At 69.4% G+C, this 22,893-nt stretch carries 19 protein-coding genes; 11 read left to right on the top strand and 8 right to left on the bottom strand.

The features are described from left to right. Window positions 1-3: 3 nt before the first annotated feature. Window positions 4-1,314: a serine hydroxymethyltransferase gene (glyA, locus tag PBN85_RS15805; protein ID WP_037535439.1), complete on the bottom strand. Its 1,311-nt coding sequence runs from the start codon at window positions 1,312-1,314 to the stop codon at window positions 4-6. Window positions 1,315-1,318: 4 nt separating this feature from the next. Continuing rightward, complete coding sequence (gene rpiB, locus PBN85_RS15810; protein WP_271300912.1) at window positions 1,319-1,753, bottom strand: ribose 5-phosphate isomerase B; 435 nt, start codon at window positions 1,751-1,753, stop codon at window positions 1,319-1,321. Window positions 1,754-1,930: 177 nt separating this feature from the next. On the opposite strand from rpiB, the gene PBN85_RS15815 reads away from it, so the two are divergent. Beyond that, window positions 1,931-2,407 carry a DUF3429 domain-containing protein gene (locus PBN85_RS15815; protein ID WP_037535449.1) on the top strand — a complete coding sequence of 159 codons (477 nt, stop codon included), beginning with the start codon at window positions 1,931-1,933 and terminating at the stop codon, window positions 2,405-2,407. Between the two features lie 7 nt (window positions 2,408-2,414). Here PBN85_RS15815 and hemA read toward each other — a convergent pair whose 3' ends face one another. Further along, window positions 2,415-3,656, bottom strand: a complete 1,242-nt coding sequence (gene hemA, locus PBN85_RS15820; RefSeq protein WP_271299584.1) for a 5-aminolevulinate synthase — start codon at window positions 3,654-3,656, stop codon at window positions 2,415-2,417. A 184-nt stretch (window positions 3,657-3,840) separates the two neighbouring features. Beyond that, window positions 3,841-4,635: a glutamate racemase gene (gene murI, locus PBN85_RS15825; RefSeq protein WP_271299585.1), complete on the bottom strand. Its 795-nt coding sequence runs from the start codon at window positions 4,633-4,635 to the stop codon at window positions 3,841-3,843. A 117-nt stretch (window positions 4,636-4,752) separates the two neighbouring features. On the opposite strand from murI, the gene plsY reads away from it, so the two are divergent. The 3 genes from plsY (at window position 4,753) to topA (ending at window position 9,166) form a co-directional block, all read left to right on the top strand. Then, window positions 4,753-5,391, top strand: a complete 639-nt coding sequence (gene plsY, locus PBN85_RS15830; protein WP_271299586.1) for a glycerol-3-phosphate 1-O-acyltransferase PlsY — start codon at window positions 4,753-4,755, stop codon at window positions 5,389-5,391. Further along, window positions 5,384-6,463 carry a DNA-processing protein DprA gene (gene dprA / locus PBN85_RS15835; protein ID WP_271299587.1) on the top strand — a complete coding sequence of 360 codons (1,080 nt, stop codon included), beginning with the start codon at window positions 5,384-5,386 and terminating at the stop codon, window positions 6,461-6,463. The genes plsY and dprA overlap by 8 nt, the downstream gene beginning before the upstream one ends. Window positions 6,464-6,565: 102 nt before the next feature. Further along, window positions 6,566-9,166 carry a type I DNA topoisomerase gene (gene topA, locus PBN85_RS15840; RefSeq protein WP_271299588.1) on the top strand — a complete coding sequence of 867 codons (2,601 nt, stop codon included), beginning with the start codon at window positions 6,566-6,568 and terminating at the stop codon, window positions 9,164-9,166. A gap of 39 nt (window positions 9,167-9,205) precedes the next feature. Here the strand turns inward: topA and PBN85_RS15845 are convergent, their stop codons facing one another. Further along, entirely contained in the window at window positions 9,206-9,889 is a 684-nt protein-coding gene (locus PBN85_RS15845) for a type 1 glutamine amidotransferase domain-containing protein (protein WP_271299589.1), read from the bottom strand. Window positions 9,890-10,286: 397 nt separating this feature from the next. Further along, window positions 10,287-11,147: a hypothetical protein gene (locus tag PBN85_RS15850; RefSeq protein WP_271299590.1), complete on the bottom strand. Its 861-nt coding sequence runs from the start codon at window positions 11,145-11,147 to the stop codon at window positions 10,287-10,289. 332 nt (window positions 11,148-11,479) lie between these two features. Here PBN85_RS15850 and PBN85_RS15855 point away from each other — a divergent pair, with 332 nt between their 5' ends. After that, complete coding sequence (locus tag PBN85_RS15855) at window positions 11,480-11,998, top strand: hypothetical protein (RefSeq protein WP_271299591.1); 519 nt, start codon at window positions 11,480-11,482, stop codon at window positions 11,996-11,998. On the opposite strand, the gene PBN85_RS15860 is transcribed toward PBN85_RS15855, so the two are convergent. Together PBN85_RS15860 and PBN85_RS15865 are read right to left on the bottom strand one after the other, a co-directional pair. Further along, complete coding sequence (locus tag PBN85_RS15860; protein ID WP_271299592.1) at window positions 11,977-13,059, bottom strand: glycosyltransferase family 2 protein; 1,083 nt, start codon at window positions 13,057-13,059, stop codon at window positions 11,977-11,979. The genes PBN85_RS15855 and PBN85_RS15860 overlap by 22 nt on opposite strands. Next, complete coding sequence (locus PBN85_RS15865; RefSeq protein WP_271299593.1) at window positions 13,056-15,548, bottom strand: DegT/DnrJ/EryC1/StrS family aminotransferase; 2,493 nt, start codon at window positions 15,546-15,548, stop codon at window positions 13,056-13,058. The genes PBN85_RS15860 and PBN85_RS15865 overlap by 4 nt, the downstream gene beginning before the upstream one ends. A gap of 193 nt (window positions 15,549-15,741) precedes the next feature. Between PBN85_RS15865 and PBN85_RS15870 the strand changes: the two genes are divergently transcribed. From PBN85_RS15870 to PBN85_RS15895, 6 genes are all read left to right on the top strand, one after another. Continuing rightward, window positions 15,742-16,215 carry a MarR family winged helix-turn-helix transcriptional regulator gene (locus PBN85_RS15870; protein ID WP_271299594.1) on the top strand — a complete coding sequence of 158 codons (474 nt, stop codon included), beginning with the start codon at window positions 15,742-15,744 and terminating at the stop codon, window positions 16,213-16,215. Next, window positions 16,212-17,615 carry an efflux transporter outer membrane subunit gene (locus PBN85_RS15875; RefSeq protein ID WP_271299595.1) on the top strand — a complete coding sequence of 468 codons (1,404 nt, stop codon included), beginning with the start codon at window positions 16,212-16,214 and terminating at the stop codon, window positions 17,613-17,615. Before PBN85_RS15870 ends, PBN85_RS15875 begins: the two co-directional genes overlap by 4 nt. Continuing rightward, window positions 17,612-18,772: an efflux RND transporter periplasmic adaptor subunit gene (locus PBN85_RS15880; protein WP_271299596.1), complete on the top strand. Its 1,161-nt coding sequence runs from the start codon at window positions 17,612-17,614 to the stop codon at window positions 18,770-18,772. Before PBN85_RS15875 ends, PBN85_RS15880 begins: the two co-directional genes overlap by 4 nt. A gap of 121 nt (window positions 18,773-18,893) precedes the next feature. After that, on the top strand, window positions 18,894-20,435 hold the full coding sequence (locus PBN85_RS15885; protein WP_271299597.1) for a DHA2 family efflux MFS transporter permease subunit: 1,542 nt from the start codon (window positions 18,894-18,896) through the stop codon (window positions 20,433-20,435). A gap of 69 nt (window positions 20,436-20,504) precedes the next feature. Then, window positions 20,505-21,215: a response regulator gene (locus tag PBN85_RS15890; RefSeq protein ID WP_037534976.1), complete on the top strand. Its 711-nt coding sequence runs from the start codon at window positions 20,505-20,507 to the stop codon at window positions 21,213-21,215. Window positions 21,216-21,519: 304 nt separating this feature from the next. Next, the gene (locus PBN85_RS15895) at window positions 21,520-22,830 is read left to right on the top strand and encodes an ATP-binding protein (protein WP_037534975.1); all 1,311 of its coding nucleotides are present in this window, start codon (window positions 21,520-21,522) and stop codon (window positions 22,828-22,830) included. The last annotated feature ends 63 nt before the right edge of the window (window positions 22,831-22,893 follow it).

Consider the following 22,893-nt stretch of genomic DNA (forward strand, 5'->3'; position numbering starts at 1 on the left):
GTGTTATCCTTGGTAGATGGGGAAGCGTGCGCACAGCGCGCGCACCCGACCCCGAACGTTCGCCTCGACCTCGGGGTCCCCGTGTTCGCCCTTCTTCGCCAATCCGTCGAGCACGTCGGCGACCATATGGCCAATCTCGCGGAACTCGGCCGCACCGAAACCGCGCGTCGTGCCGGCAGGCGAGCCGACGCGGATGCCGCTGGTCTTGACCGGCGGCAGCGGGTCGTTGGGAATGCCGTTCTTGTTGCAGGTGATGCCGGCACGCTCCAGCGCCTCGTCGGCATCCTTGCCGGTGATGCCGAGCGGGGTGAGGTCGATCAGCGCGAGATGCGTGTCGGTGCCGCCCGAGACGACGTCGCTGCCCCGCTCCTTTAGCGTCGCGGCGAGCACCTTGGCATTCTCGACCACCGCGGCGACATAGCTCTTGTAGCCGGGCTGGAGCGCCTCGCCGAAGGCGACCGCCTTGGCGGCGATGACGTGCATCAGCGGCCCGCCCTGCAGGCCGGGGAAGACCGCCGAGTTGATCTTCTTCGCCAGCGCCTCGTCGTCGGTCATGATCATGCCGCCGCGCGGGCCCCGCAGCGTCTTGTGCGTCGTGGTGGTGACGACATGGGCGTGGCCGAACGGCGTCGGATGCAGGCCCGCGGCGACGATGCCGGCGAAATGCGCCATGTCGACCATGAAATAGGCGCCGACCTTGTCGGCGATGGCGCGGAAGCGGGCGAAGTCGATGACGCGAGGATAGGCGCTGCCGCCGGCGATGATCAATTTGGGCTGATGTTCGACCGCGAGCGCCTCGACCTGGTCATAGTCGATCAGATGGGTCACCGGGTCGACGCCATATTGCACGGCGTTGAACCACTTGCCGCTCATCGCCGCGCGCGCGCCATGGGTCAGGTGGCCGCCGGCGTCGAGGCTCATGCCGAGGATCGTCTCGCCCGGCTTGACCAGCGCGAGCATCACCGCGCCGTTCGCCTGCGCGCCCGAATGCGGCTGGACGTTGGCGAAGCCGCAGCCGAAGATCTGCTTGGCCCGCTCGATCGCGAGGCTCTCGACCACGTCCGACGGCGCGCAGCCCTGATAGTAGCGCTTGCCGGGATAGCCTTCGGCATATTTGTTGGTGAACACCGATCCCTGCGCCTCAAGCACCGCCTTGGAGACGATATTCTCCGAGGCGATCAGCTCGATCTGCGTCTGCTCGCGGGTCAGTTCCTGCTCGATCCCCGCGAACACCGCGGGATCGGCCTCGGCGAGCGTTTCGCTGAAAAAGCCCGAATGGCGGATGTCGGAAAAGTCGGTCGGCTGGGTGCTCATGGGGTCAGTCCTTTCGCGCGAGCTTGTCGACGCGGTGCTGGTGACGGCCGCCCTCGAAGGGCGTGGCGAGGAAGGCTTCGAGACAGGCCTTGGCGAGATCGGGGCCGATCAGCCGCGCGCCCATCGCGAGGACGTTGGCGTCATTGTGCTGGCGCGCCAGCATCGCCGACAGCGGTTCACCGACGAGGGCGCAGCGGCAGGCGGGCTCGCGATTGACCGCGATCGATATGCCGATGCCGGAGCCGCACAAGGCGACGCCGCGCTCCGCCTCGCCCTCGGCGATCGCACGGGCGAGCTTGTAGCCGAAGTCCGGATAGTCGACCCGCGCCTCGCTGTCCGGGCCTAGGTCGACCACCGTGTGGCCCAAGGCCTCGGCATGCGCGACGAGCAGCGCCTTGAGCGCGACGGCGGCATGATCGGAGGCGAAGGCGATGCGCAAGGCGAGCGTCCCGAATGGCAATGGCCCGAAATGGCACGGGCGTCCGCGCGCCTTAGCCGGGCGCCGGGCCAAATGCCACACCTGTTGCGGAACGTTGCGCTTCCCTCGCGCGCTAAGCGGCTGGATAATGTAGGATACGAACATGCCTCAAGCCGCCCTTCCGGCCGGATGCCCGGCATGACCCCCTCACCACCGCCACGCGGCAAGGTCGGCGAATCACCGCTCATCCTCGGCTATGCCGGCCTGTTCCCGCAGGTCGCGGCGCTGGCGACCTGTTTCTTCGGGCGCGATACCGACGTCGGCCCGATGTTCGCCTTCGCCTATGCCGCGCTGATCCTCAGCTTCCTCGGCGGCATCTGGTGGGGATTCGCGATGAACGGCGGTCGCGACCAGGGCAGGATCGCGACGCTGGCGGTGATCCCGTCATTGTTCGGCGCACTGCTCATCCTGCTGTCGATCAGCCACATCCTGTCGCTCGGGTTCGCGCTGGTGCTGATGGGATCGGCGGTGATGATGACGCTGCTGATCGACCGCCGGCTGGTCGCGAACGATATCGCCCCGCGGGGCTGGATGGCCCTTCGCATCCCGCTGTCGATCGGGCTCGGCAGCCTCACCATCCTGTGCGGCGTGCTGTGCGCCCTGTCGGGGAGCTAGGCGCGGCTCAGGCGGCGCGGCGCAGTTCGAGCCGGCTCCAGATCTCGACCAGCGCATCGGTCAGTTCGCGCATCATCTCGGGCGTATGGCTCGGCCCCGGGGTGAAGCGCAGCCGCTCAGTGCCGCGCGGCACCGTCGGATAATTGATCGGCTGGACGTAGACGCCATATTCGGCGAGCAGGATGTCGCTGATCCGCTTCGCCTTGACCGGATCGCCGACCAGCACCGGGACGATATGCGTCTCGCCGAGCATCACCGGCAGCCCCGCCTCGCTCAGCATCGTCTTGAGCAACGCCGCCGACGTCTGCTGCCCCTCGCGCTCCGCGCTCGACGCCTTGAGGTGGCGGACGCTGGCGAGCACCCCGGCGACGAGCACCGGCGACAGCGAGGTGGTGAAGATGAAGCCGGGGGCATAGCTGCGGATCACGTCGATGATCGTCTGGTCCGCGGCGATATAGCCGCCCATCACCCCGAACGCCTTGCCGAGCGTGCCTTCGATGATCGTCAGCCGGTCGGCGACGCCTTCCTGCTCCGAAATCCCGCCGCCGCGCGCGCCATACATCCCGACGGCATGGACTTCGTCGAGATAGGTCAGCGCGTTATATTTGTCGGCGAGGTCGCAGATCGCCGCGATCGGCGCGACGTCCGCCTCCATCGAATAGACGCTCTCGAACGCGATCAGCTTGGGCACCGCCGGGTCCTCGGTGGCGAGCAGCTCTTCAAGATGGGCGAGATCGTTGTGGCGGAAGATGCGCTTCTCGCAACCGGCGTTGCGGATGCCGGCGATCATCGAGGCGTGGTTGAGTTCGTCCGAGAAGATCACGCAGCCCGGCAGGATCTTGGCGAGCGTCGACAGCGTCGCCTCGTTCGAGACATAGCCGCTGGTGAACAGCAAGGCGCCCTGCTTGCCGTGCAGGTCGGCCAGCTCCTGCTCGAGATCGATGTGATAATGCGTGTTGCCGCCGATGTTGCGGGTGCCGCCCGATCCGGCGCCGACGTCGTGGAGCGCATCCTCCATCGCCGCGATCACCTTGGGATGCTGGCCCATCGCGAGATAGTCGTTCGAGCACCAGACGGTGATCGGCTTGGGGCCGTTGTGCCCGGCGAAGCAGCGCGCATTGGGGAAGGCCCCCTTGTTGCGCAGGATGTCGATGAAGACCCGGTACCGGCCCTCGCTGTGCAGGCGATCGATCGCCTGGGTGAAGACGCGCGAATAATCCACGCGTACGTCCGTGCCGTCGCTGCTCATGACATCGTCATGTACCGATGCGGCGAGGCGCTTGCCAGCGAAGAAACGCGTTCAGCGTGATCGGCGGGCTGGACATTTTGTCCTACCCCGGCATGTCGCGGCAGCGATATGGGCTGCACGGGGGCGTCGCCCGACACTTCCGACGGGCAACAGCGAATCGCCCGCCGGCCGCCAGCGCGGGCGATCACAGCGACTCGATCACCCCGATGCCATAGGCGGCCAGCGCCGGCGCGAGTGCGCGCTCCGCCTCCCCCAGCCGGGTGAAGACCGCGCGATGCGCCGGCACCGCCTCCGCCCAGGGCTGCCCCTCGGTGAGGAAGGCGATGCGCCGCGCGATCCCGGCGCCGCCGTCGACAAACTGCATGCCCGCCGGCGCGGCCGCGGCCAGTTCGTTGGCGACGAGCGGGAAATGCGTGCAGGCGTTGACGATGACATCGATCCGCTCGCCCTCCGGCTGATCGAACAGCCCGGCGAGCACCGCGCGATAGCGCGCCGGATCGGTCGCGATCCCGGCGAGCTTTGCCTCGGCGAGCCGCACCAGCTCGGCCGAGCCATGGCGCAGCACCACGCAATCACCGGCGAAGCGCGCCGCGAGATCGTCGACATAGGCCTGGCGCACCGTCGCATCGGTGCCGAGCACGCCGATCACGCGGCTGCGGCTCAGCGCCGCGGCGGGCTTGATCGCCGGCACCGTGCCGACCACCGGCAGGTCGAGCGCGGCGCGCACCACCGGCAGCGCGATCGTCGAGGCGGTGTTGCAGGCGATCACCACCAGCCGCGGCCGATAGCGTTCGACCAGCCGCCCGAGCAGCGCCGGCACGCGCGCGGCGATCTCCGCCTCGCTCTTGATGCCATAGGGAAATCCGGCCGAGTCGGCCGCATAGACGATCGGCGCGTGCGGCAGCAGCGCCTGCGTCGGCGCGACCACCGACAGCCCGCCGACCCCCGAATCGAAGAAGAGAATTGGTGCGGAGGCCATGCCGCCTCCCATAATCAGCCCGAAGCGGCGACGCCAATATTGATCGAGATCAGTCAGCACGCCATTGGCCAAGCGCGCGCGCAGCCGCTATGATCGTGACGGGAGGACGGGGCAGTCTTGCACACGGAGATACTCTGGTTCGCACCGGCGGCCGCGTTGCTGCTCGGCTATCTGCTCGGATCGATTCCGTTCGGCGTCATCCTTACCCGCATCGCCGGCGCGGGCGATCTGCGCAGCATCGGTTCGGGCAATATCGGCGCCACCAACGTGCTGCGCACCGGCCGCAAGGGGCTGGCGGCGGCGACCTTGCTGCTCGATCTCGCCAAGGGCGCGGCGGCGGTGTGGCTGGTCGCCTGGCTGTTCCCCGGCAACGAGCTGGCCGCCGCGGCCGCGGCATTCGTCGGCCATTGCTATCCGGTCTGGCTGCGCTTCCGCGGCGGCAAGGGCGTCGCGACGCTGATGGGGATCGTGCTCGCGCTGCACTGGCCGATGGGGCTGATCTATGCTGCGGTGTGGCTGGGGCTGCTGGCGACGCTGCGCATCTCGTCGGTCGCCGGCATGGCGGCGGCGGTGAGCGCACCGGTCAGCGGCGCGCTGTTCGGCCGGTTCGACTATGTCATGCTGCTGCTCGCGCTCGCCGCGATCGTGTTGTGGAAGCACCGCGACAATATCGAACGGTTGCTCGCCGGCACCGAGCCGCGGATCGGCGGCGGCAAATCCGATCCGACGCGCGACGAAGCGGCCGCGGATGGCTGAACGCGCCATCGCGCGTCTCCGCCTGTTGCGTACCGCCGGAGTCGGCCCGGTCACCTACCGCCAGTTGCTTGCCCGCTTCGGCTCCGCCGCGGCGGCGCTCGACATGCTGCCGACGCTCGCCCGGCGCGGCGGCGGCAGCGCGCCGCGCATCGCCGAGCGTGGCGCCGTCGAGCGCGAGATGGCGGCGACCGCGGCGCTCGGCGCACGCTATCTGTTCCTCGGCGATCCCGACTATCCGCCGCTGCTCGCGCAGAGCGAGGCGGCACCGCCCGCGCTGATCGTACGCGGCGACCTGTCGCTGTGCGCGGCGCTGACCATCGCCATCGTCGGCGCGCGCAACGCCTCCGCCGCCGCCTGCCGCCTCGCCCGCGGCTTCGCCCACGACCTCGCCGCACAGGGCGCGACGATCGTCTCGGGCCTCGCCCGCGGCATCGACACCGCGGCGCATGTCGGCGCGCTGCCGCGGACGGTCGGCGTCATCGCCAGCGGCATCGACATCGCCTTTCCGCCCGAGAATGCGCGGTTGCAGGAACAGCTCGCCAGCGAGTGCCTGGTGATCGCCGAACAGCCGCCCGGCGCGCAGCCGCTCGCCCGCCATTTCCCGTCGCGCAACCGCATCATCGCCGGCCTCGCGCTCGGCACTCTGGTGGTGGAGGCGGCGCCGCGCTCGGGATCGCTGATCACCGCGCGGCTCGCCGGCGAGCTGGGGCGCGAGGTGATGGCGGTGCCGGGCAGCCCGCTCGATCCGCGCGCGCAAGGGTGCAACCAGCTGATCCGCGACGGCGCGACGCTGGTGCAGAGCGCCGCCGACGTGCTCGAACAGCTCGGCCCGATCGATCCGCGCGCGCTGCGCACCCCGCCCGCGCCCTACGCCCCGCCGCCGCCCGCCGAGGCGAGCGACGCGGATCGCAGCCGCATCGCCGCGCTGCTCGGCCCGGTGCCGACGCCGGTCGACGAACTCGTCCGCCAGAGCAGCCTCACCCCGGCGATCGTCCAGACGGTGCTGCTCGAACTCGAGCTTGCCGGGCGGCTGGAGCGGCATGCCGGCGCGCGGGCGAGCCTGGTCGGCTGATCGCCGCCGCCCGTTGACCTTTTCGCCCCGGCCCCCGACTTGACGGCGACACCCGCCGCTCGCCACCCTCGCGCGTACACGTAAGGACGCTATTCAACCGCCATGCAGCTCGTCATCGTCGAATCGCCCGCCAAGGCGAAAACCATCGAAAAGTATCTGGGCTCGGACTTCCGCGTCCTCGCCTCCTACGGCCATGTCCGCGACCTGCCGGCGCGCGACGGTTCGGTGAACCCTGACGACGGCTTCGCGATGGAATGGGAGAATTACGCGGACAAGTCGAAGCAACTGAAGGCGATCGCCGATCTGTCCAAGACCGCCGACCGCCTGATCCTCGCCACCGACCCCGATCGCGAGGGCGAGGCGATCAGCTGGCACGTGCAGGAGGTGCTGCGCGGGCGCAAGGCGCTGCCCAAGGACGTGCAGCGCGTCACCTTCAACGCGATCACCAAGCCCGCCATCCTCGCCGCGATGCAGGCGCCCCGCGAGCTCGATACCGATCTGATCGACGCCTATCGCGCCCGTCGCGCGCTCGATTACCTGGTCGGCTTCACGCTGTCGCCGGTGCTGTGGCGCAAGCTGCCCGGCGCCAAGTCGGCGGGCCGCGTCCAGTCGGTCGCGCTGCGCCTGATCGTCGGCCGCGAGCGCGAGATCGAGGCATTCAAGGCGCAGGAATATTGGTCGGTCACCGCGCAGATGGAGCAGGACGGCACGCCCTTCCTCGCCCGCCTCGTCCAGTGGGACGGCAAGAAGCTCGACCGGCTGTCGATCGGCACCCAGGGCGACGCGCTCAAGGCCAAGGCGGCGGTCGAAGAGGGCCGCTTCTCGGTGCAGAGCGTCGAGACCAAGCCGGCGACGCGCAACCCGCCGCCGCCCTTCACCACCTCGACGCTGCAGCAGGAGGCGGCGCGCAAGCTCGGCTTCTCCGCCGATCATACGATGCGGATCGCGCAGGGGCTCTACGAGGACGGCGCGATCACTTATATGCGGACCGACGGCGTGCAGATGGACGGCAGCGCCATTTCCGCCGCGCGCCTTGCCATCGCCAACCGCTATGACGCGGGCTACGTCCCCGACTCGCCCCGCCAGTATCAGACCAAGGCGAAGAATGCGCAGGAAGCGCATGAGGCGATCCGCCCGACCGATTTCGGCAAGGACCGCGTCGGCGGCGGCGATCATGCCCGCCTGTACGACCTGATCTGGAAGCGCGCGCTCGCCAGCCAGATGGCGTCGGCGCGGATGGAGCGCACCACCGTCGAGATGGCGGACGGCACCGGGCGGCACGTGCTGCGCGCGACCGGGCAGGTCGTACTCTTCCCCGGCTTCCTCGCGCTCTACGAGGAAGGATCAGACGATACGCAGGACGAGGAGGCGCGCCGCCTGCCCCGGCTGCGCGAGGGCGATGCCCCCGCCAGGAAGAGCGTCGATGCCGAACAGCATTTCACCCAGCCGCCGCCGCGCTTTTCCGAAGCGAGCCTCGTCAAGCGGATGGAGGAGCTGGGGATCGGCCGCCCGTCGACCTATGCCTCGATCATCAAGACGCTGAAGGACCGCGCCTATGTGCGCGTCGAGAAGAACCGCTTCTTCGCCGAGGAATCGGGCCGGCTGGTCACCGCCTTCCTCGAACGCTTCTTCGAGAAATATGTCGGCTTCGACTATACCGCCGAGCTGGAGGAAGAGCTCGACGACGTGTCGGGCGGGCGCGCGCAATGGCAGGCGGTGCTCGACGCCTTCTGGCGCGACTTCAAGCCGCGCACCAACGAGGTGATGGAGCAGCAGCCCTCGGCGATCACCGCCGAGCTCGACCAGTTCCTCGCCCCCTATCTCTTCCCCGACAAGGCGGACGGATCGGACCCGCGGCTCTGCCCCAAGTGCGAACAGGGCAAGCTCGCGCTGCGCGGCGGCAAGTTCGGCGCGTTCATCGCCTGCTCCAACTATCCCGAGTGCAAATACACCCGCCGCTTCGCCCAGCCCGGCGGCGAGGCGGGCGAGGACAGCGGCCCCGAAGGCCTCGGCAAGGACCCGGCGACCGGCCTCGAGGTCGAACGCAAGTCGGGGCGGTTCGGCCCGTACATCCAGCTCGGCGAGGGCAAGGAGGCGAAGCGCGCCTCGATCCCCAAGGACCTGCCCGGCGAGCTCGACCTCGAATGGGCGCTCAAGCTGCTCAGCCTGCCGCGCACGATCGGCACGCATCCCGAGACGGGCGAGCCGATCACCGCCTCGATCGGCCGCTACGGCCCCTATCTCGCCCACGCCGGCAAATATGCCCGGCTGCAATCGACCGCCGAGGTGTTCGAGACCGGGATGAACGCCGCGGTGGTCAAGCTCGCCGAGGCGGCGGCGGGCGGCGGCCGTCCGGCCCGCGGCGCGGCGCGCGCGCCGTTGCGTGAACTCGGCAAGCACCCGCGCACCGAGGCGGAGATCAAGCTGATGGAGGGGCGCTACGGCCCCTATGTCACCGATGGCGAGACCAATGCGACGCTGCCCAAGTCGATCACGCCGGAGGCGCTGACGCTGGAGGAGGCTGCCCAGCTGATCGACGACCGCGCCGCCGCCGCCCCCGCCAAGGGCAAGAAGAAGGCGCCGGCCAAGAAGGCCGCGGCGAAGAAGCCGGCGGCCAAGGCGCCCGCCAAGGCTGCGGCCAAACCGGCGGCGAAAAAGGCCCCGGCGAAGAAGCCGGCGGCCAAGAAGGCCGCGGCGGAATAAGACGGCGACCGGCCAGCACGCCGGTCGCCGCCCCCTGCCTCAGCGCGGCGCGATCATCGCCAGCAGCCGCTCCGCCGCCTCGGCAGACGAGGCCGGGTTCTGGCCGGTGACGAGGCGGCCGTCGGCGACAACATAGGACTGCCAGTCGGCGCCGTGCCGATAGTCCGCGCCATGGTCGCGCAGCATGGCCTCGACGAGGAACGGCACGACCTCGGTCAGGCCGACCGCGGCTTCCTCGCTGTTGGTGAAGCCGGTCACCGTCCGCCCGGCGACCAGCGGCGTGCCATCGGCCGCCTTGACGTGGCGCAGCGCCCCCGGCGCATGGCAGACGAGCCCGACCGGCGTGTCCGCCGCCAGCGTCGCCTCGATCAACCGGATCGACGTCGCGTCCTCCGCCAGATCCCACAGCGGACCATGACCGCCGGGATAGAAGACGGCATCGAACTCGGCCGTGGAGACATCGGCGAGCGGCACCGTCGCGGCGAGCGCCGCCTGCGCCTCCGCATCGGCGAGGAAGCGCCGCGTCGCCTCGGTCTGCGCATCGGGCGCGTCGCTCTTCGGATCGAGCGGCGGCTGGCCGCCCTTGGGCGAGGCGAGCGTGATCGCGGCGCCGGCATCCTTGAAGACGTAATAAGGGGCGGCGAGCTCTTCGAGCCAGAAGCCCGTCGGCTTGCCGGTGTCGCCGAGCCGGTCGTGCGAGGTGAGGACGATCAGGATGTTCATGCGAGGCTCCGTGGGAAGGATTGTCGGCCGGTCATATGGTCACGGTCTTCGCCGGTTCCAGCCGGCGGCGGGGGCTTGCTGCGTCGGATCGCTTTACGGCTGCGGGAAGCTGACTCGTTAGCGGCGGCGGGAGATGAGGATGCGCCTTACCGCCACGCCGTTTCCTGGCTAACGCTCGTTTGGTTATTCTGGACAGCGCCGATCCAGCCATGATCCTGCTACTGTGACACGCTATGCAGGGATGGAGAACCACGCGCGATAATGCAGGTCGCGCTAGGCGTGTCATAATCGTGGGACCGGGCAGGCCGGGTATACGGGGGAAACCGCGCTCCCTCCGCTTTGATCTACCCCCTCGCATATCTCTAGCAATTTCAGGTCGTAGGCGGTTTGGCTTAGCCTACTTGTTGCGGCGGGTAGATGGTCGCTTCTCCCCTCCCCAATGCAGGTCCGGCCGAACGAACCAGCTAGAGTCCTGATGGTCAAAATGCTTCAGCTCTATGGGCCTAAGGCCTAATGCCTCCCCCAGCATCTTGGGTGACATGACGCGCGTGGTCAGGCCCTTAATAACCGCCCTTTCCCGTTGGGCATTGATAATCCGCAACAGTGATGCTTCCATTGTGAGGAAGCAGTACAAGCCATTCACCTCAGCCGTTCTTATATGCCATGCGTCTTGCGAGTTCTTTTGCCCCATAACTCTGACTAACTCCAAATACAGCTTGTCAGTGGAGTGAGATAGAACGGTCTTTATGTCGTCAGGCGCAGGAGCTTTAGGGTTAAACGCGGTCATTAGTATCTCGTCTGATGGATCACCATCGATACTCGGTAGCTCACCTCGACCAAACAGATTGAAGTCAAACCAGCCAACGTCGGTAAAGCGCGCCCTAGGATGGCCATCACGTTCAAGCAAAAGATGATGGGAGGTCCATAGCTTCGCCCGACCGATCTTATCTAGTTGGGCAATGGCCGCGAGGTAGCAAACGTTTTCGTATGTGCTAGACTTTGAACCCTGCCGGAAGACAGGCACTCTTGGTGCATAGCCTGTTGCCCTAATGGTCGGGCCAAATCTCTTCTCTCCGGTCGATATCCAGCCAGTTTCGTGCGTGACGGTATGGTGGTGCACATTGCTATCGACCAATATGCCGATGGGATCAGCAGGTAGGGTTCGCTCTGCTATTGCAGTGCTGTTACGGATAGCGCGCCTACTGGCCCATTCACGGTATGTAGCCGCTATCCGCTTAATTTGACGATCAAGTCTCATGGCGATTGGCTATCATAGCCTTGCCCAGTCGCCTACGCGACGGTTCGAGTCCTGCTACGGACCCACATCGGTCAACCTCTTGCCACGGCTAGTACAAAAGCCTAATACAACCGCCCCGACGCTGTTTAAAAAACCGCAGAAATCCGCCCTTTCTGGTGCCAACCGTAAAATCCTCTTCTGGGCACCGATCTGCATCTTAACCAATCTACCCAGACGCCACCTACGGCCAAGCCTCCCCCTTGAGGCCGCCCCGGCCGCGCGCCCCTTGCGTCCCCCACCCGAGCCTGCGACCAAGGCCACCGAAGCCCGCCAGTGGCGCCAAGGAGTCCAGGATGCACCCCCACCGTCCCGCCCGCCATGCGCGCGCCTGCGCCATAGCCCTCGCCCTCGCGCTCGCCGCCTGCTCGGGCGGCGAAACCGCCAACAATGAATCGAGCGGCGGCAGCGCCGCGGTCGAGCCGACGCCGACCAACCTGACCGACGATCCGCAGAACAGCGTCGTGCCCATTCCCGCGCCCAGCCCCTCCGCGGTGGCGACGATCCCGGCCGGTTTCCAGGGGCATTGGGGGATGGTGGTCGAGGATTGCGACCGGGCGAGCGGCGCCGACAAGGGCGCACTGACGATCACCGGCAACCGCCTCGCCTTCTTCGAATCGCGCGGCGAGGCGACAGGCATCCGCCAGCTCCGCAGCGACCAGATCGCCTTCGACCTGCCGCTGAGCGGCGAAGGCATGACCTGGCAGGAACCGACGACGCTGACGTTGCTCGATGCCGGCAAGACGCTGGTGCGCGAGGCCAAGGGCGGCCCCGATCGCGCCGGCTCGTTCCGCTACAGCCGCTGCCCGGCCTGATCCGCCGCCGCGCGCCGCTCCTGCATGCGCCGCACCGCGCCGACCGCGGCGCACCAGGCCAGCGTCTCGATCCCGGCATAGCCGAGGCCGAGATGCGGCGGCCGCGCGCGCACCACGTCGCCGAGCCGCACCGCGCCCGATCGTAGTCCGGCGCGCCCGATCCGCGCCCAGCGCCGCGCCGTTTCCCAGCGGATCAGCTGGCGGCTTTCGGCATCGGGCCGCTCCTGCGCGAGGAAGGCGGTCTGCAAGGTGGTGATGCCGGCGCCGAGCCGTTGCAGCGTCGCGCGATCGGGCACCGGCACCCCGCCCATATTGTGCAGCACCAGCAGCCGCGCCAGCTCCTCCGCCGCGGCGACGCCGAGCACCGCGGCATGGCGCTCGGCGAGCACGCGCATCGCCGACTGGCGCATCGTCTCGGTAAAGCGCTGCGATGCACCGGCGGCATGCTGGCGATAGCGGAGCAGCGGCATGTCGAGCCGCGCGATCCGCCCGAACGCGCCGACGCGGTGGTAGAGGTCGAAATCCTCGGCATAGAGGATCTCGGGCCGGGTGAAGGGATCGAGCGCGCGCGCCACTTCGCTGCGCACCATCACCGTCGACCAGACCAGCGGATTCTCGATCCAGCTCAGCCAGGCGATCAGATCGGGCGTGGTGTGCGGCGCATAATGCATCGCCGAGACGCGGCCGTCGCGCAATTGCTCGGCCTGCGCGCCGACCAGCACGACGTCGGGGTGCGCGTCGAGATAGGCGACCTGCCGCGCCAGCCGCTCGGGCAGGCAGAGATCGTCCTGGTCAAGCCCGGCGATGAACCGGCCGCGTGCCGCCGCGACGCCGCGGTTGCGGGTGCGCACCGGCCCGCCGTTGACGGCATTCTCGATCAGCCGCACGCGCGGATCGGCCCAGCCGCGCACCAGATCGCGGGTGCCGTCCGCCGAGCAATCGTCGACGACGATCGCCTCCCAGTCGGTCAGCGTCTGCGCGGCGAGCGACGCGAGCGTATCGGCGAGGAACGCCTCGCCATTATAGCCGGGGATGACGATCGAGACGATCGGCGCGGTCATGCCGCCTCCTGCGCCTCCCGTTCGAGCAGCTGGTCGACGATCATCTGGCCGACGTCGTTCTGCCACAGCCACAGGCCGTTGGCCTGGCCGCGGAAGCTCGCCTCGCCGCCGAGCCGGCCCCAGGGGACGAAGCCCGCCGACAGGCCGATGCCGAACGCGCCGGGCACCGGCCGGTCCTGCGCATCGAGCAGGCGGCAATGGCGGTCGACCATCGGCCGCCCCGCCTGATGGGCGAGCGCGAGCGGCGCCCCGTCGCTGCCGAACAGCGGCACCGCACGCGGGCGATAGCCGAGCGCGCCGATCACCAGATCGGCATCGGCGATGATCGCGCGCGCCGCGGCATCGTCGTCGCCGGCGATGCGGTGCGCGGCGACGCGCGGATCGGGCACCCGCCCGCCGAGCGACAGCATGCGCAGCACCAGCTCGCGCGATTCGAGCCGCAATCCGGCGAGCCGCAGCACGAAGCCGCTCACCGGGCAGATGTCGTCGTCGTCGAAATCGGTGAAGCCGTCGGCATGCGCCGCCGCGACATTCGGATAGAAGGGCTTGAGCGGCTGGCGATGCAGCAGCGTCACCGCGCCCGCGCCGAAGGCGAAGCCCGGCTGATGCTTGAGCAGCAGCACCGCCGCGGCGATCGCGCTGGTCGAGGCACCGATGATCGCGACGCGCGGCGCCGCCACGCCGCGCAGCCGCGCCTCCACCTGCGCGACGCCGCCGAGCCGCAGCAGCGCGTCCGACCGCATCAGCCGCTCGCCCGCCAGCGCGACCAGCGGCACGCCGGCGACGCGCTGGGCGGCGACCTGCTCGTCGGTCTGATAACCGCCGGTCGCGATGACGACGTTGCGCGACACCAGGCTGCGCTCGCCGCCGGCTCCGTCCCGCACCGTCGTCTGCCAGCGGCCGTCGGGCGTGCGCTGGACGCGCTCCGCGCGATGGCCGGTGAGCACCGATCCGCCGTGGCGCGTCACGATCCCGGCCAGCCGGTCGGCGGTGACCGACAGCAGCGGCGCGGTATCGACCAGCGGCGCGCCGAGTTCGGCAACGTAACGGCCCATCAGCTGCCCGGCGGGATGATGCTCCAGCGCGGCGAGTTCGGGATGCGGATTGTTCTTCACCGCCGACAGGAAGGTTTCCGCGGTGGTGTCGGAGCGGATGGCGTAGCAGCCGAGCTCGCCCGCCCCCATCCGCGCGCGCGATTCGACGATCGCGAACCCCGCCTCGACGAGGGGGGCGAGCTTGCCCTGCTTGCTCGCCGCGGTCAGCATCGCGGTGCCGGCGGGGCCGCCGCCGATCACCACCGTCGTCAGATCGTCCATCGCCGCTCCCTGCTGCTGCGATCCCTGCCGCCCGACCCACGCCGTCTCCTGCGCCAGCACGCGCCGCAACCGCCCGGCGATCACCGGCGCATCCGCGGCCTGCATCGCATCGGTGATCGGCAGGCTCAACATCCGTCCGCCGATCGCGTCGGCGACCGGCGTCGGCTCGATCAGCGCGGTCTCGCGGAACAGCGGCTGCTGGCCGATATGCGGGCTGAAATACTGACCGACGCCGACCCCCTCCGCGGCCATCGCCGCGACGATCGCATCGCGGCGCGGCGCGAGCGCGGGCGGCAGCAGCACCGGCATGAACTGCGTCGCCTGCCGCCGGCCGCAGCTGCACTGCATCGTCAGCTCGGGCAGCGCGGCGCGATAGGCGGCGTCGATCCCGGCGCGATGCGCGCAGACCGTATCGATCTCGGCGAGCTTGGCGCGGGCCATCAGCGCGATCACCTCGGGCAGCTTGGCGTTGATGCCCGGCAGAGTCGCGCTGCGTCCCTGTTCGAAGCCGAAATTGACCATGCCGCGCATCTGATCGACCCGCGCGGTATCGCCGCTGTAGATCAGCCCGCCCTCGGCGACCGAAAAGGTCTTGGTCGCATGCATCGAATAGACGATCGCGAACGGCGCCCCGGTGCCGAAGCCGCGGCCCGCCGCATCGATCGTGCCGAGCGACGCCGCCGCATCGATCACCACGCCGACCCGATATCGCGTGGCGAGCCACGCATAGCGATCGAGGTCGATCGCGGTGCCGAAGGTCGCATAGGGCACGATGACGCCGATCCGCTCGCCGTAGCGGGCGAGCAGCGCCTCTTCCTGCCGCGGGTCGGCGGTCCAGCCGTCGGGCTCGATGTCGCAGATCAGCGGGGTCAGCCCCGCCCATAACGCCGCCTGCGCGGTCGCGGCGAAGGTGAGCGCCGGCATCAGCGCCAGGCTGTCCGCGCGCGGCCGCAGGCCCGCCGCCTGCCGCAGCGCCACCATCAGCCCGAGCGTCGCATTGCCCACCGCAAGGCAGGCGCCGCTGCCGCCGAACAGCCGCTCGGTCGCCTCCGCCTCGAAGGCGCGCACCTCGGGGCCGTTGTTGCTGAACACGCCCGAAGCCTCGATCCGGCGCAGACCGTCCGTCATGGCACTGAGTCGCGGCGGCTGCGGCGCGATTAACGGAAATTCCATATCGGCGTCCTGCGAAATCTACCCTTCGGCCTAGTCCAGCAGCCCTAAAAAGGAGTTAGCACCGAATCACGCCGACCGCCGCAGGATAAGACGCCGGAATGGCCGCGATGCGGCGCAGCGGAAAAATGCTGCATTGCGAAACAGTTCGTAACAAGCGATTGACTGCCGAGGCAACCATTGCCAAGGCAACCTTATGGCGCATTACTCCGAGCATAATTTCACGCCCGAAAATTCGATCGGCTATCTCGTCCGCCGGTCGGAGCAGCTCGGCACGATCGCGCTCGAACCGATCTTCAGCCGCGCCGGCATCACCAAGACGCAATGGAGCGCGCTGGTCTCCCTGCATTTCAACGGTGCGCAAAGCTGTGCGGAGATCGCCCGCGACCTGTGCCACGACAAGGGCGCGATCACCCGGCTGGTCGATACGCTCGAGGAGCGTGACTGGGTGCGGCGCGACCGCGAGAGCGGCGAGGATCGCCGCGTCATCCGCCTGATCCTGACCGAGGCGGGCGAGCAGATCGCCTGCGCCGTCCGTGACGAGGTCGTCCAGCTCTGGAACCACTGGCTGAAGGACTGGGACGCCGCCGATGTCGACCGGTTGACCGAGCTGCTGCGGCGGCTGCGCGACACCATCCAGAATGGCCCCGAACAAGGCACTCCAGCGTGACCACCAAGATCCTGCCGCCCGCGGCGCTCCTTCTTCTCGCCGGCTGCGCGGTGCCGGCCAGCCCGCCCGCGGTGCAGGCGGTCGCGCCGGCGTCGCTCGGCCTCACCGGCGCGCCGGCACCGGCGATCGCCGACAACTGGTGGACCGGCTTCGGCGACCCGCAGCTCGACCGGATCGTCGCCGAGGCGACCGCGGGCAATCCGACGCTCGACGCCGCGCTCGCCCGTATTGCGCAGGCACAGGCGATGCTGTCGAGCCGCCGCGCCGACACCGGCCCCGACGTCTCGCTCGACGCCAACGAACAGGTGCAGCGCCTGTCGGGCCGCTACATCATCCCGCCGCCCTATGGTGGGTCGGTGCGCTTCGTCGGGACGACGCAGGCCAATCTGAGCTGGAACCTCGATCTGTTCGGCCGGCAGAAGGCGGCGATCGCCGGTGCGCGCGCCTCGGCCGAGGCTGCGGCGCTCGATCTCGCCGCGGCGCGGCTGGCGATCGCCGGGTCGGTGGTGCAGACCTATATCGACCTCGCCCGCGCCGAGGCGGAGGCGACGATCGCCCGCCGCACCATCGCGACCCGGCAGCAATCGGTACGCCTCGTCGCCATCCGTATCCGCAACCGGCTGGCGAGCAATCTGCAGGCGACCGCCGCGCAGACGCTGCTCGCCCAGGCGCAGAGCGCGCTGGTGCGGGCGGAAGGCGCGCGGGCGCTGGCGGTGAATGCGCTCGCGGCGCTTGCCGGGCGCGGGCCGGACTATGCCGCAGCGATCGTCCGCACGACGGTGCAGCTCGACGCCGCTTTGCCGCTGCCCGCGCAGGTTCCCGCCGACCTGCTCGCCCGGCGGCCCGACATCGCCGCGGCGCAGGCGCGGATCGCCGCCGCCGCCGCCGGCCGGCAGGTCGCACGGCGTGCCTTCTACCCCAACGTCAACCTCACCGCGCTCGCCGGTTTCCAGGCGATCGGGCTCGGCAATCTCGTCAGCCTCGACGCCGGCACCGCCGGCGCCGGTCCGGCGATCCACCTGCCGCTGTTCGACAATGGCCGGTTGAAGGCGGACCTCGCCGGCGCGACCGCGGCGCTCGATCTCGCCACTGCCGATTATAATGATCGCGTCATCGGCGCGGTGCGCGACGCCGCCGATGCGATCGCGCTGGTCGCCAACCTCGCCGAACAGCGCGCCCGCACCGCCGAGGTGGTGCGCGGCTTCGGCGAGACCAACCGTCTCAATGCGATCCGTGTCGCCAGCGGCCTCGATAGCAAGCTCGACCTCGTCGACAACGACGTCCGCCTGCTCGATGCGCAATTGACCCAAGCCAATCTCGCCGCCGATGCGGCCCGCCAGCGCGTCGCGCTGGTGCTGGCGCTCGGCGGCGGCTTCTCTCCCCAGGAACCCCGCCGATGACCGATACGCAAGCGTCCGCGCCCCTCCCGCCCGCCGGCAAGCCGCAGGCCCGCCGCCGCGGGCTGCTGATCCTCGGCATCGTCGTGGCAATCGGGCTGATCGCCTGGGCGGTGTCGCACTTCCTGCTCGCCAAACCCGCCGAGGAGACCGACGACGCCTATGTCGCCGGCGACGTCGTCGCGATCACCGCGCGCGATCCCGGCCAGATCACCGCGATCCACGCCGACAATACGCAGACGGTCAAGGCCGGCGCGCCGCTGCTCGACCTCGACCCGGCGACCGCCGACGTCGCGCTCGCCTCGGCCGCAGCGGAGCTCGCGCGCGCGGTGCGCGCCACCCGCGCCGACATCAGCAAGGTCGGCGAAAGCGGCGCGGCGGTGGTGCAGGCCGAGGCGCAGCTCTCCGCCGCCACTGCCGATTATGCGCGCCGGCGCGGTGCCGCCGCCCAGGGCGCGATCTCGGGCGAGGAGCTCGCCCATGCCGCCGATGCGGTCAAGGTCGCGCGCGCCAACCTCAACCTCGCACGCAGCCAGCAGGCGCAGTCGCGCTCGACGGTGCAGGGCACCGATACCAGCACCAACCCCGCGGTGCTCGCCGCCGCCGCCGCCTATCGCCGCGCCGCGATCACGCGCAGCCACATGCACATCGTCGCGCCGATCGACGGCGTGGTCGCGCAGCGCACCGTGCAGATCGGCCAGCAGGTCGCCGCCGGCACGCCGCTGATGGCGGTGGTGCCGCTGTCCAAGGTGTGGGTCGACGCGAACTTCCGCGAGACGCAGCTCAAGGATCTGCGCATCGGCCAGCCCGCGACGGTGACCGCCGACATGTACGGCGACGACATCGTCTTCCACGGCAAGGTGATCGGCGTCGGCGCCGGATCGGGCAACGCCTTCGCGCTGCTGCCGCCGCAGAATGCCAGCGGCAACTGGATCAAGATCGTCCAGCGCGTGCCGGTGCGGATCGCGCTCGATCCGCGCGAGCTGAACGCCCATCCGCTGCGCGTCGGCCTGTCGGTCAATGCGACGGTGGATACCGCCAATCGCTCGGGCGCGCTGCTCGGCCAGCCCGCGGCGCAGGCCTATGCCGGCCGCGCCACCGACGGCAGCGATCCTGCGGTCGAGGCGCGCATTCGCCAGATCATCGCCGCCAATCGTTGATGTCGCCTCCGCTGTCGCCACCCTGTGCCGCCCCCGCTCCCGATCGGGAGCGGGACGTTGCCCGCCCGGCGCAGCCGGGTGGCAGGGGTGAGGACGGCAAGTCCGTTTGGAACATCCTGTAATGGCCACCCAAGCCCAAGGCCCCGCCCCGCTCGTCGGCGGCCAGCGCGCGCTGATCGCCTTCGCGCTCGCGCTCGGCACGTTCATGATGGTGCTCGACAGCACGATCGCCAACGTCTCGCTGCCGACGATCGCCGGCAATCTCGGCGTCTCCAGCGACAATTCGACCTGGGTGATCACCGCCTTCGCGGTGGCGAACGGCGTCGCGGTGCCGCTGACCGGCTGGCTGATGGGGCGGTTCGGCGTGGTGCGCACCTTCTGCACCGCGGTGGCGGCGTTCACCGTCGCCTCCTTCCTGTGCGGCATCGCCTGGGACCTGCCCTCGCTGATCGCCTTCCGCATCCTGCAGGGCGCCTGTTCGGGGCCGATGATGCCGGGCAGCCAGGCATTGCTCATCTCGATCTTCCCTCCCGACAAACGCTCGACCGCGCTCGGCGTCTGGTCAATGACGACGCTGGTCGGGCCGGTGATGGGGCCGATCCTCGGCGGCTATATCAGCGACAATTACCATTGGAGCTGGATCTTCCTGATCAACCTGCCCTTCGGCCTGTTCACCACCCTGGTCTGCTGGAACGGCCTCAAGAGCCGCGAGACGCCGACGCGCAAGCTGCCGATCGATACGGTCGGGCTGATGCTGCTGGTGCTGTGGGTCGGTTCGCTGCAGATCATGCTCGATCTCGGCAAGAACGCCGACTGGTTCAACGATCCGGCGATCTGCGTGCTCGCGGTGGTCGCCGCGGTCGGCTTCGTCGCCTGGATCATCTGGGAGCTGACCGATGCCAACCCGGCAGTCGACCTGTCGCTGTTCGGCAACCGCAACTTCCTGATCGGCACGCTCGTCTTCTGCCTCGGCTATGCGGTGTTCTTCGCCAACACGCTGATCCTGCCGTTGTGGCTGCAGACGCAGCTCGGCTATACCGCGACCTGGGCGGGGCTGATCGCGGCGCCGAGCGGCGTCGTCGCGGTGGTGGTCTCGCCGCTCGCCGCGCGGCTGTCGGGCAAGGTCGATGCGCGGCTGCTCGCGACCATCTCGTTCGTCGCCTTCGCCGTCTCCTATTGGATGCGGTCGAATCTGGTCACCGGCGCGACCGTCTTCGACTTCATGCTGCCGCTGCTCGTCCAGGGAATCGGCATGAGCATCTTCTTCCTGGCGATGGTGACGATCCTGCTCGACGGCATCGCCCCGCCGCGCATCCCCTCGGCGACGGGCATCTCCAATTTCGGGCGGATCGTCGCAGGCTCCTTCTCCGCCTCGATCATCACCACCGCCTGGGACCGGCGCGAGGCGCTGCACCAGAGCCGCCTTGCCGAGGCGATCGGCAGCGGCATGCCGTTGCAGATGGCGACCGAGACCTTGCAGCGGCTCGGCGCGAATGCGGTGCAGGCGAGCGCGATGATCACCCGCCAGATGGTCAATCAGGCGTATCTGCTCGCCTCGACCGACCTGTTCCGCCTGTCGGCATGGCTGAGCGCGGCGATGATCGTCCTCGTCTGGTTCACGCGTCGGCCCAAGGGCGGGCACGGGCCGGTCGCGGCGGACTGAGCCAGCGCGAGGAACGGAAGGCCCGGCCGCGGTTGACCGCCCCGGCCGGTGTGCCTACCTCTCGCGGTCATGACCGCCCCCACCATCCTCCTGGTAGAGGACGATCCCGCCCTCCGCACGCTGACCACCAGAGCGTTGCAGGAAAACGGTTATCTCGTCCGCCCCGCGTCCGCCGCGCCCGAGATGTGGCTGGCCCTGGAGGCGGGGCCGGTCGATCTCATCCTGCTCGACATCATGCTGCCGGGGACGAGCGGCATCGATCTCTGCCGCGCGCTGCGCCAGAAGAGCGAGGTGCCGATCATCTTCATCAGCGCCAAGGGCAGCGAGACCGACCGCGTCGTCGGCCTCGAACTCGGCGCCGACGATTATATCGCCAAGCCGTTCGGCAGCCGCGAGCTGATCGCGCGAATCCGCGCGGTGCTGCGCCGCGGCTCGCTGGAACGCAGCCCCGGCGAGCGCGAGGAGGGCGTGCTGACCTTCGACGGCTGGCAGGTGACGCTGCCGCGCCGCGAGCTTACCTCGCCGACCGGCGCGGTGGTCGACCTGACCGGCGCCGAGTTCGACCTGCTCGTCAGCCTCGCCGATCACGCCGGCCGGGTGATCGCCCGCGAACGGCTGATCGAGCTGTCGCGCACGCGGTTGGGCGACAGTTCGGATCGCAGCATCGACGTGCTGATCAGCCGCCTGCGTCGCAAATTGTCGAGCGCCGGCAAGGATGCGCCGATCATCACCGTCCGCGGCGTCGGCTATATGCTCAACACCGAGGTGACGCGCCGGTGACGGCGGGGGTGCCGACCCGACATCCTGCGTTCGCTCTGCGTCTGTCTGTGAGCGGGTTGATGCCCATCTCCGCCTCGCCTGTGCCACGATGGGCTTCGACCGGCTCAGCCCGAGCGGGGAAAGGGCGGCATGTGCCCACCTTCCCCAAACCGTTAGCCCTGAGCCTGTCGAAGGGCGGGTTTGTGCAAACACTGCCCCCGCCCGTGGCCTGGCGTGCTTCGACAGACTCAGCGCGAGCGGTGGCGGCCCGGCGGCCTCGACCCGCCGCCCCCTGCCCCGCCGCCCCCTGCCCCGCCCGAGGCCGATGACCCGCTTCGTCCGCCCCTCGATCGGCCTGATCGGGCAGATCGTCGCGATCCTGCTGCTGACGATGGTGATCGAATTCGGCGTCAGCACGATCCTCTACGAGCGCGCCAGCCAGTTCGCGGTGCGCGACGACGAGGCGCGGCGGCTCGCCGAGCATCTCGTCATCGCACGTCGGCTCGTCGCCGAACAGCCGCCGGCGCGGCGCGATGCGATGGCGGAGGATCTCACCACCGAACGCTATGCGCTGCACTGGCGGCGCGACCTGCCGCCGCCGCCGCCGATCGCCCCCGCGCTCGACAGCATGCGGCATCAGGTGATCGAATGGGAGCCGACGCTCGCCGCCACCGACCTGCGGCTCAAGCTGACCTCGCCGGGGCGCAGCTCGGTCGTCACCGGCGGGTTACGGCTGCCCGACGGCAGCTGGCTGTATTTCCGCACGCTCGAACGGCTGCACAATATGGAGCTGGCGACCGAGCGCATCCTGCTCGCGCTGATCCCGGCGCTCGGCCTGATGCTGATGGGCGGGCTGCTGATCCGCCGCGCGCTGCGGCCGATGCGCCAGCTCGCGATCGCCGCCGATACGCTGGGCGATGCCGAGCATGACCCGATCCCGGAGGCGGGCCCCGGCGAGGTACGCCGCGTCGTCGCCGCGTTCAACCGGATGGCGGCGCGCATCCAGCGGCTGATCGTCGACCGCACCCAGGCGCTCGCCGCGGTCGGCCATGATCTGCGCACGCCGCTCCACCGGCTGCGGCTGCGCGCCGATGCGGTGGGCGACGAGGCGACGCGCGCCGCGATCCAGCGCGACATCGGCGAGATGGAGGCGATGGTCAATTCGCTGCTCGCCTTCCTCGGCGGCGGCAGCGATCCCGAGACGCCGGTGCTGATCGATCTTGCCGTGCTCTGCGCGACGCTGATCGACGAGGTCGAGGATCGCGGCCTGCCCGGTCGCTACGAAGGTCCGGCGCATTGCGAGGTGGTAGTCCGCCCGCTCGCGCTCAAGCGCGCGCTCGGCAATCTGATCGACAATGCGCTCCACTATGCGGGCAACGTGACGCTGCGGCTGGACAGCGAGCCCGCCGGCGTGACGATGATCGTCGAGGATGACGGCGCCGGCATCCCGGAGGATCAGTTGCGCAGCGTGCTCGAACCCTTCGTCCGGCTCGATACGGCGCGGCCGCGCGACACCGTCGGCTTCGGCCTCGGCCTGCCGATCGTCGGCCGGATCGTCGAGGCGGAAGGCGGTACGCTGACGTTGTCCAACCGGCGCGAAGGGGGCCTGCGCGCGGCGATCATGCTGCCGCGCTGATCCAGGTTGGCGCGAAAGCCGGCCAAACGATCCCCCGGCAACATAATAAAACATCCCCGCTGC

This window comes from Sphingomonas sp. CV7422, assembly GCF_027945725.1.
Taxonomy (GTDB): domain Bacteria; phylum Pseudomonadota; class Alphaproteobacteria; order Sphingomonadales; family Sphingomonadaceae; genus Sphingomonas; species Sphingomonas kyungheensis.

What these genes read in the sequence shown, in the direction of transcription:
- glyA (WP_037535439.1), bottom strand. Translation starts at nt 1,314, where the DNA reads ATGAGCACCCAGCCGACCGACTTTTCCGACATCCGCCATTCGGGCTTT.
- PBN85_RS15815 (WP_037535449.1), top strand. Translation starts at nt 1,931, where the DNA reads ATGACCCCCTCACCACCGCCACGCGGCAAGGTCGGCGAATCACCGCTC.
- hemA (WP_271299584.1), bottom strand. Translation starts at nt 3,656, where the DNA reads ATGAGCAGCGACGGCACGGACGTACGCGTGGATTATTCGCGCGTCTTC.
- murI (WP_271299585.1), bottom strand. Translation starts at nt 4,635, where the DNA reads ATGGCCTCCGCACCAATTCTCTTCTTCGATTCGGGGGTCGGCGGGCTG.
- dprA (WP_271299587.1), top strand. Translation starts at nt 5,384, where the DNA reads ATGGCTGAACGCGCCATCGCGCGTCTCCGCCTGTTGCGTACCGCCGGA.
- topA (WP_271299588.1), top strand. Translation starts at nt 6,566, where the DNA reads ATGCAGCTCGTCATCGTCGAATCGCCCGCCAAGGCGAAAACCATCGAA.
- PBN85_RS15845 (WP_271299589.1), bottom strand. Translation starts at nt 9,889, where the DNA reads ATGAACATCCTGATCGTCCTCACCTCGCACGACCGGCTCGGCGACACC.
- PBN85_RS15850 (WP_271299590.1), bottom strand. Translation starts at nt 11,147, where the DNA reads ATGAGACTTGATCGTCAAATTAAGCGGATAGCGGCTACATACCGTGAA.
- PBN85_RS15855 (WP_271299591.1), top strand. Translation starts at nt 11,480, where the DNA reads ATGCACCCCCACCGTCCCGCCCGCCATGCGCGCGCCTGCGCCATAGCC.
- PBN85_RS15860 (WP_271299592.1), bottom strand. Translation starts at nt 13,059, where the DNA reads ATGACCGCGCCGATCGTCTCGATCGTCATCCCCGGCTATAATGGCGAG.
- PBN85_RS15865 (WP_271299593.1), bottom strand. Translation starts at nt 15,548, where the DNA reads ATGGAATTTCCGTTAATCGCGCCGCAGCCGCCGCGACTCAGTGCCATG.
- PBN85_RS15870 (WP_271299594.1), top strand. Translation starts at nt 15,742, where the DNA reads ATGGCGCATTACTCCGAGCATAATTTCACGCCCGAAAATTCGATCGGC.
- PBN85_RS15880 (WP_271299596.1), top strand. Translation starts at nt 17,612, where the DNA reads ATGACCGATACGCAAGCGTCCGCGCCCCTCCCGCCCGCCGGCAAGCCG.
- PBN85_RS15885 (WP_271299597.1), top strand. Translation starts at nt 18,894, where the DNA reads ATGGCCACCCAAGCCCAAGGCCCCGCCCCGCTCGTCGGCGGCCAGCGC.
- PBN85_RS15890 (WP_037534976.1), top strand. Translation starts at nt 20,505, where the DNA reads ATGACCGCCCCCACCATCCTCCTGGTAGAGGACGATCCCGCCCTCCGC.
- PBN85_RS15895 (WP_037534975.1), top strand. Translation starts at nt 21,520, where the DNA reads ATGACCCGCTTCGTCCGCCCCTCGATCGGCCTGATCGGGCAGATCGTC.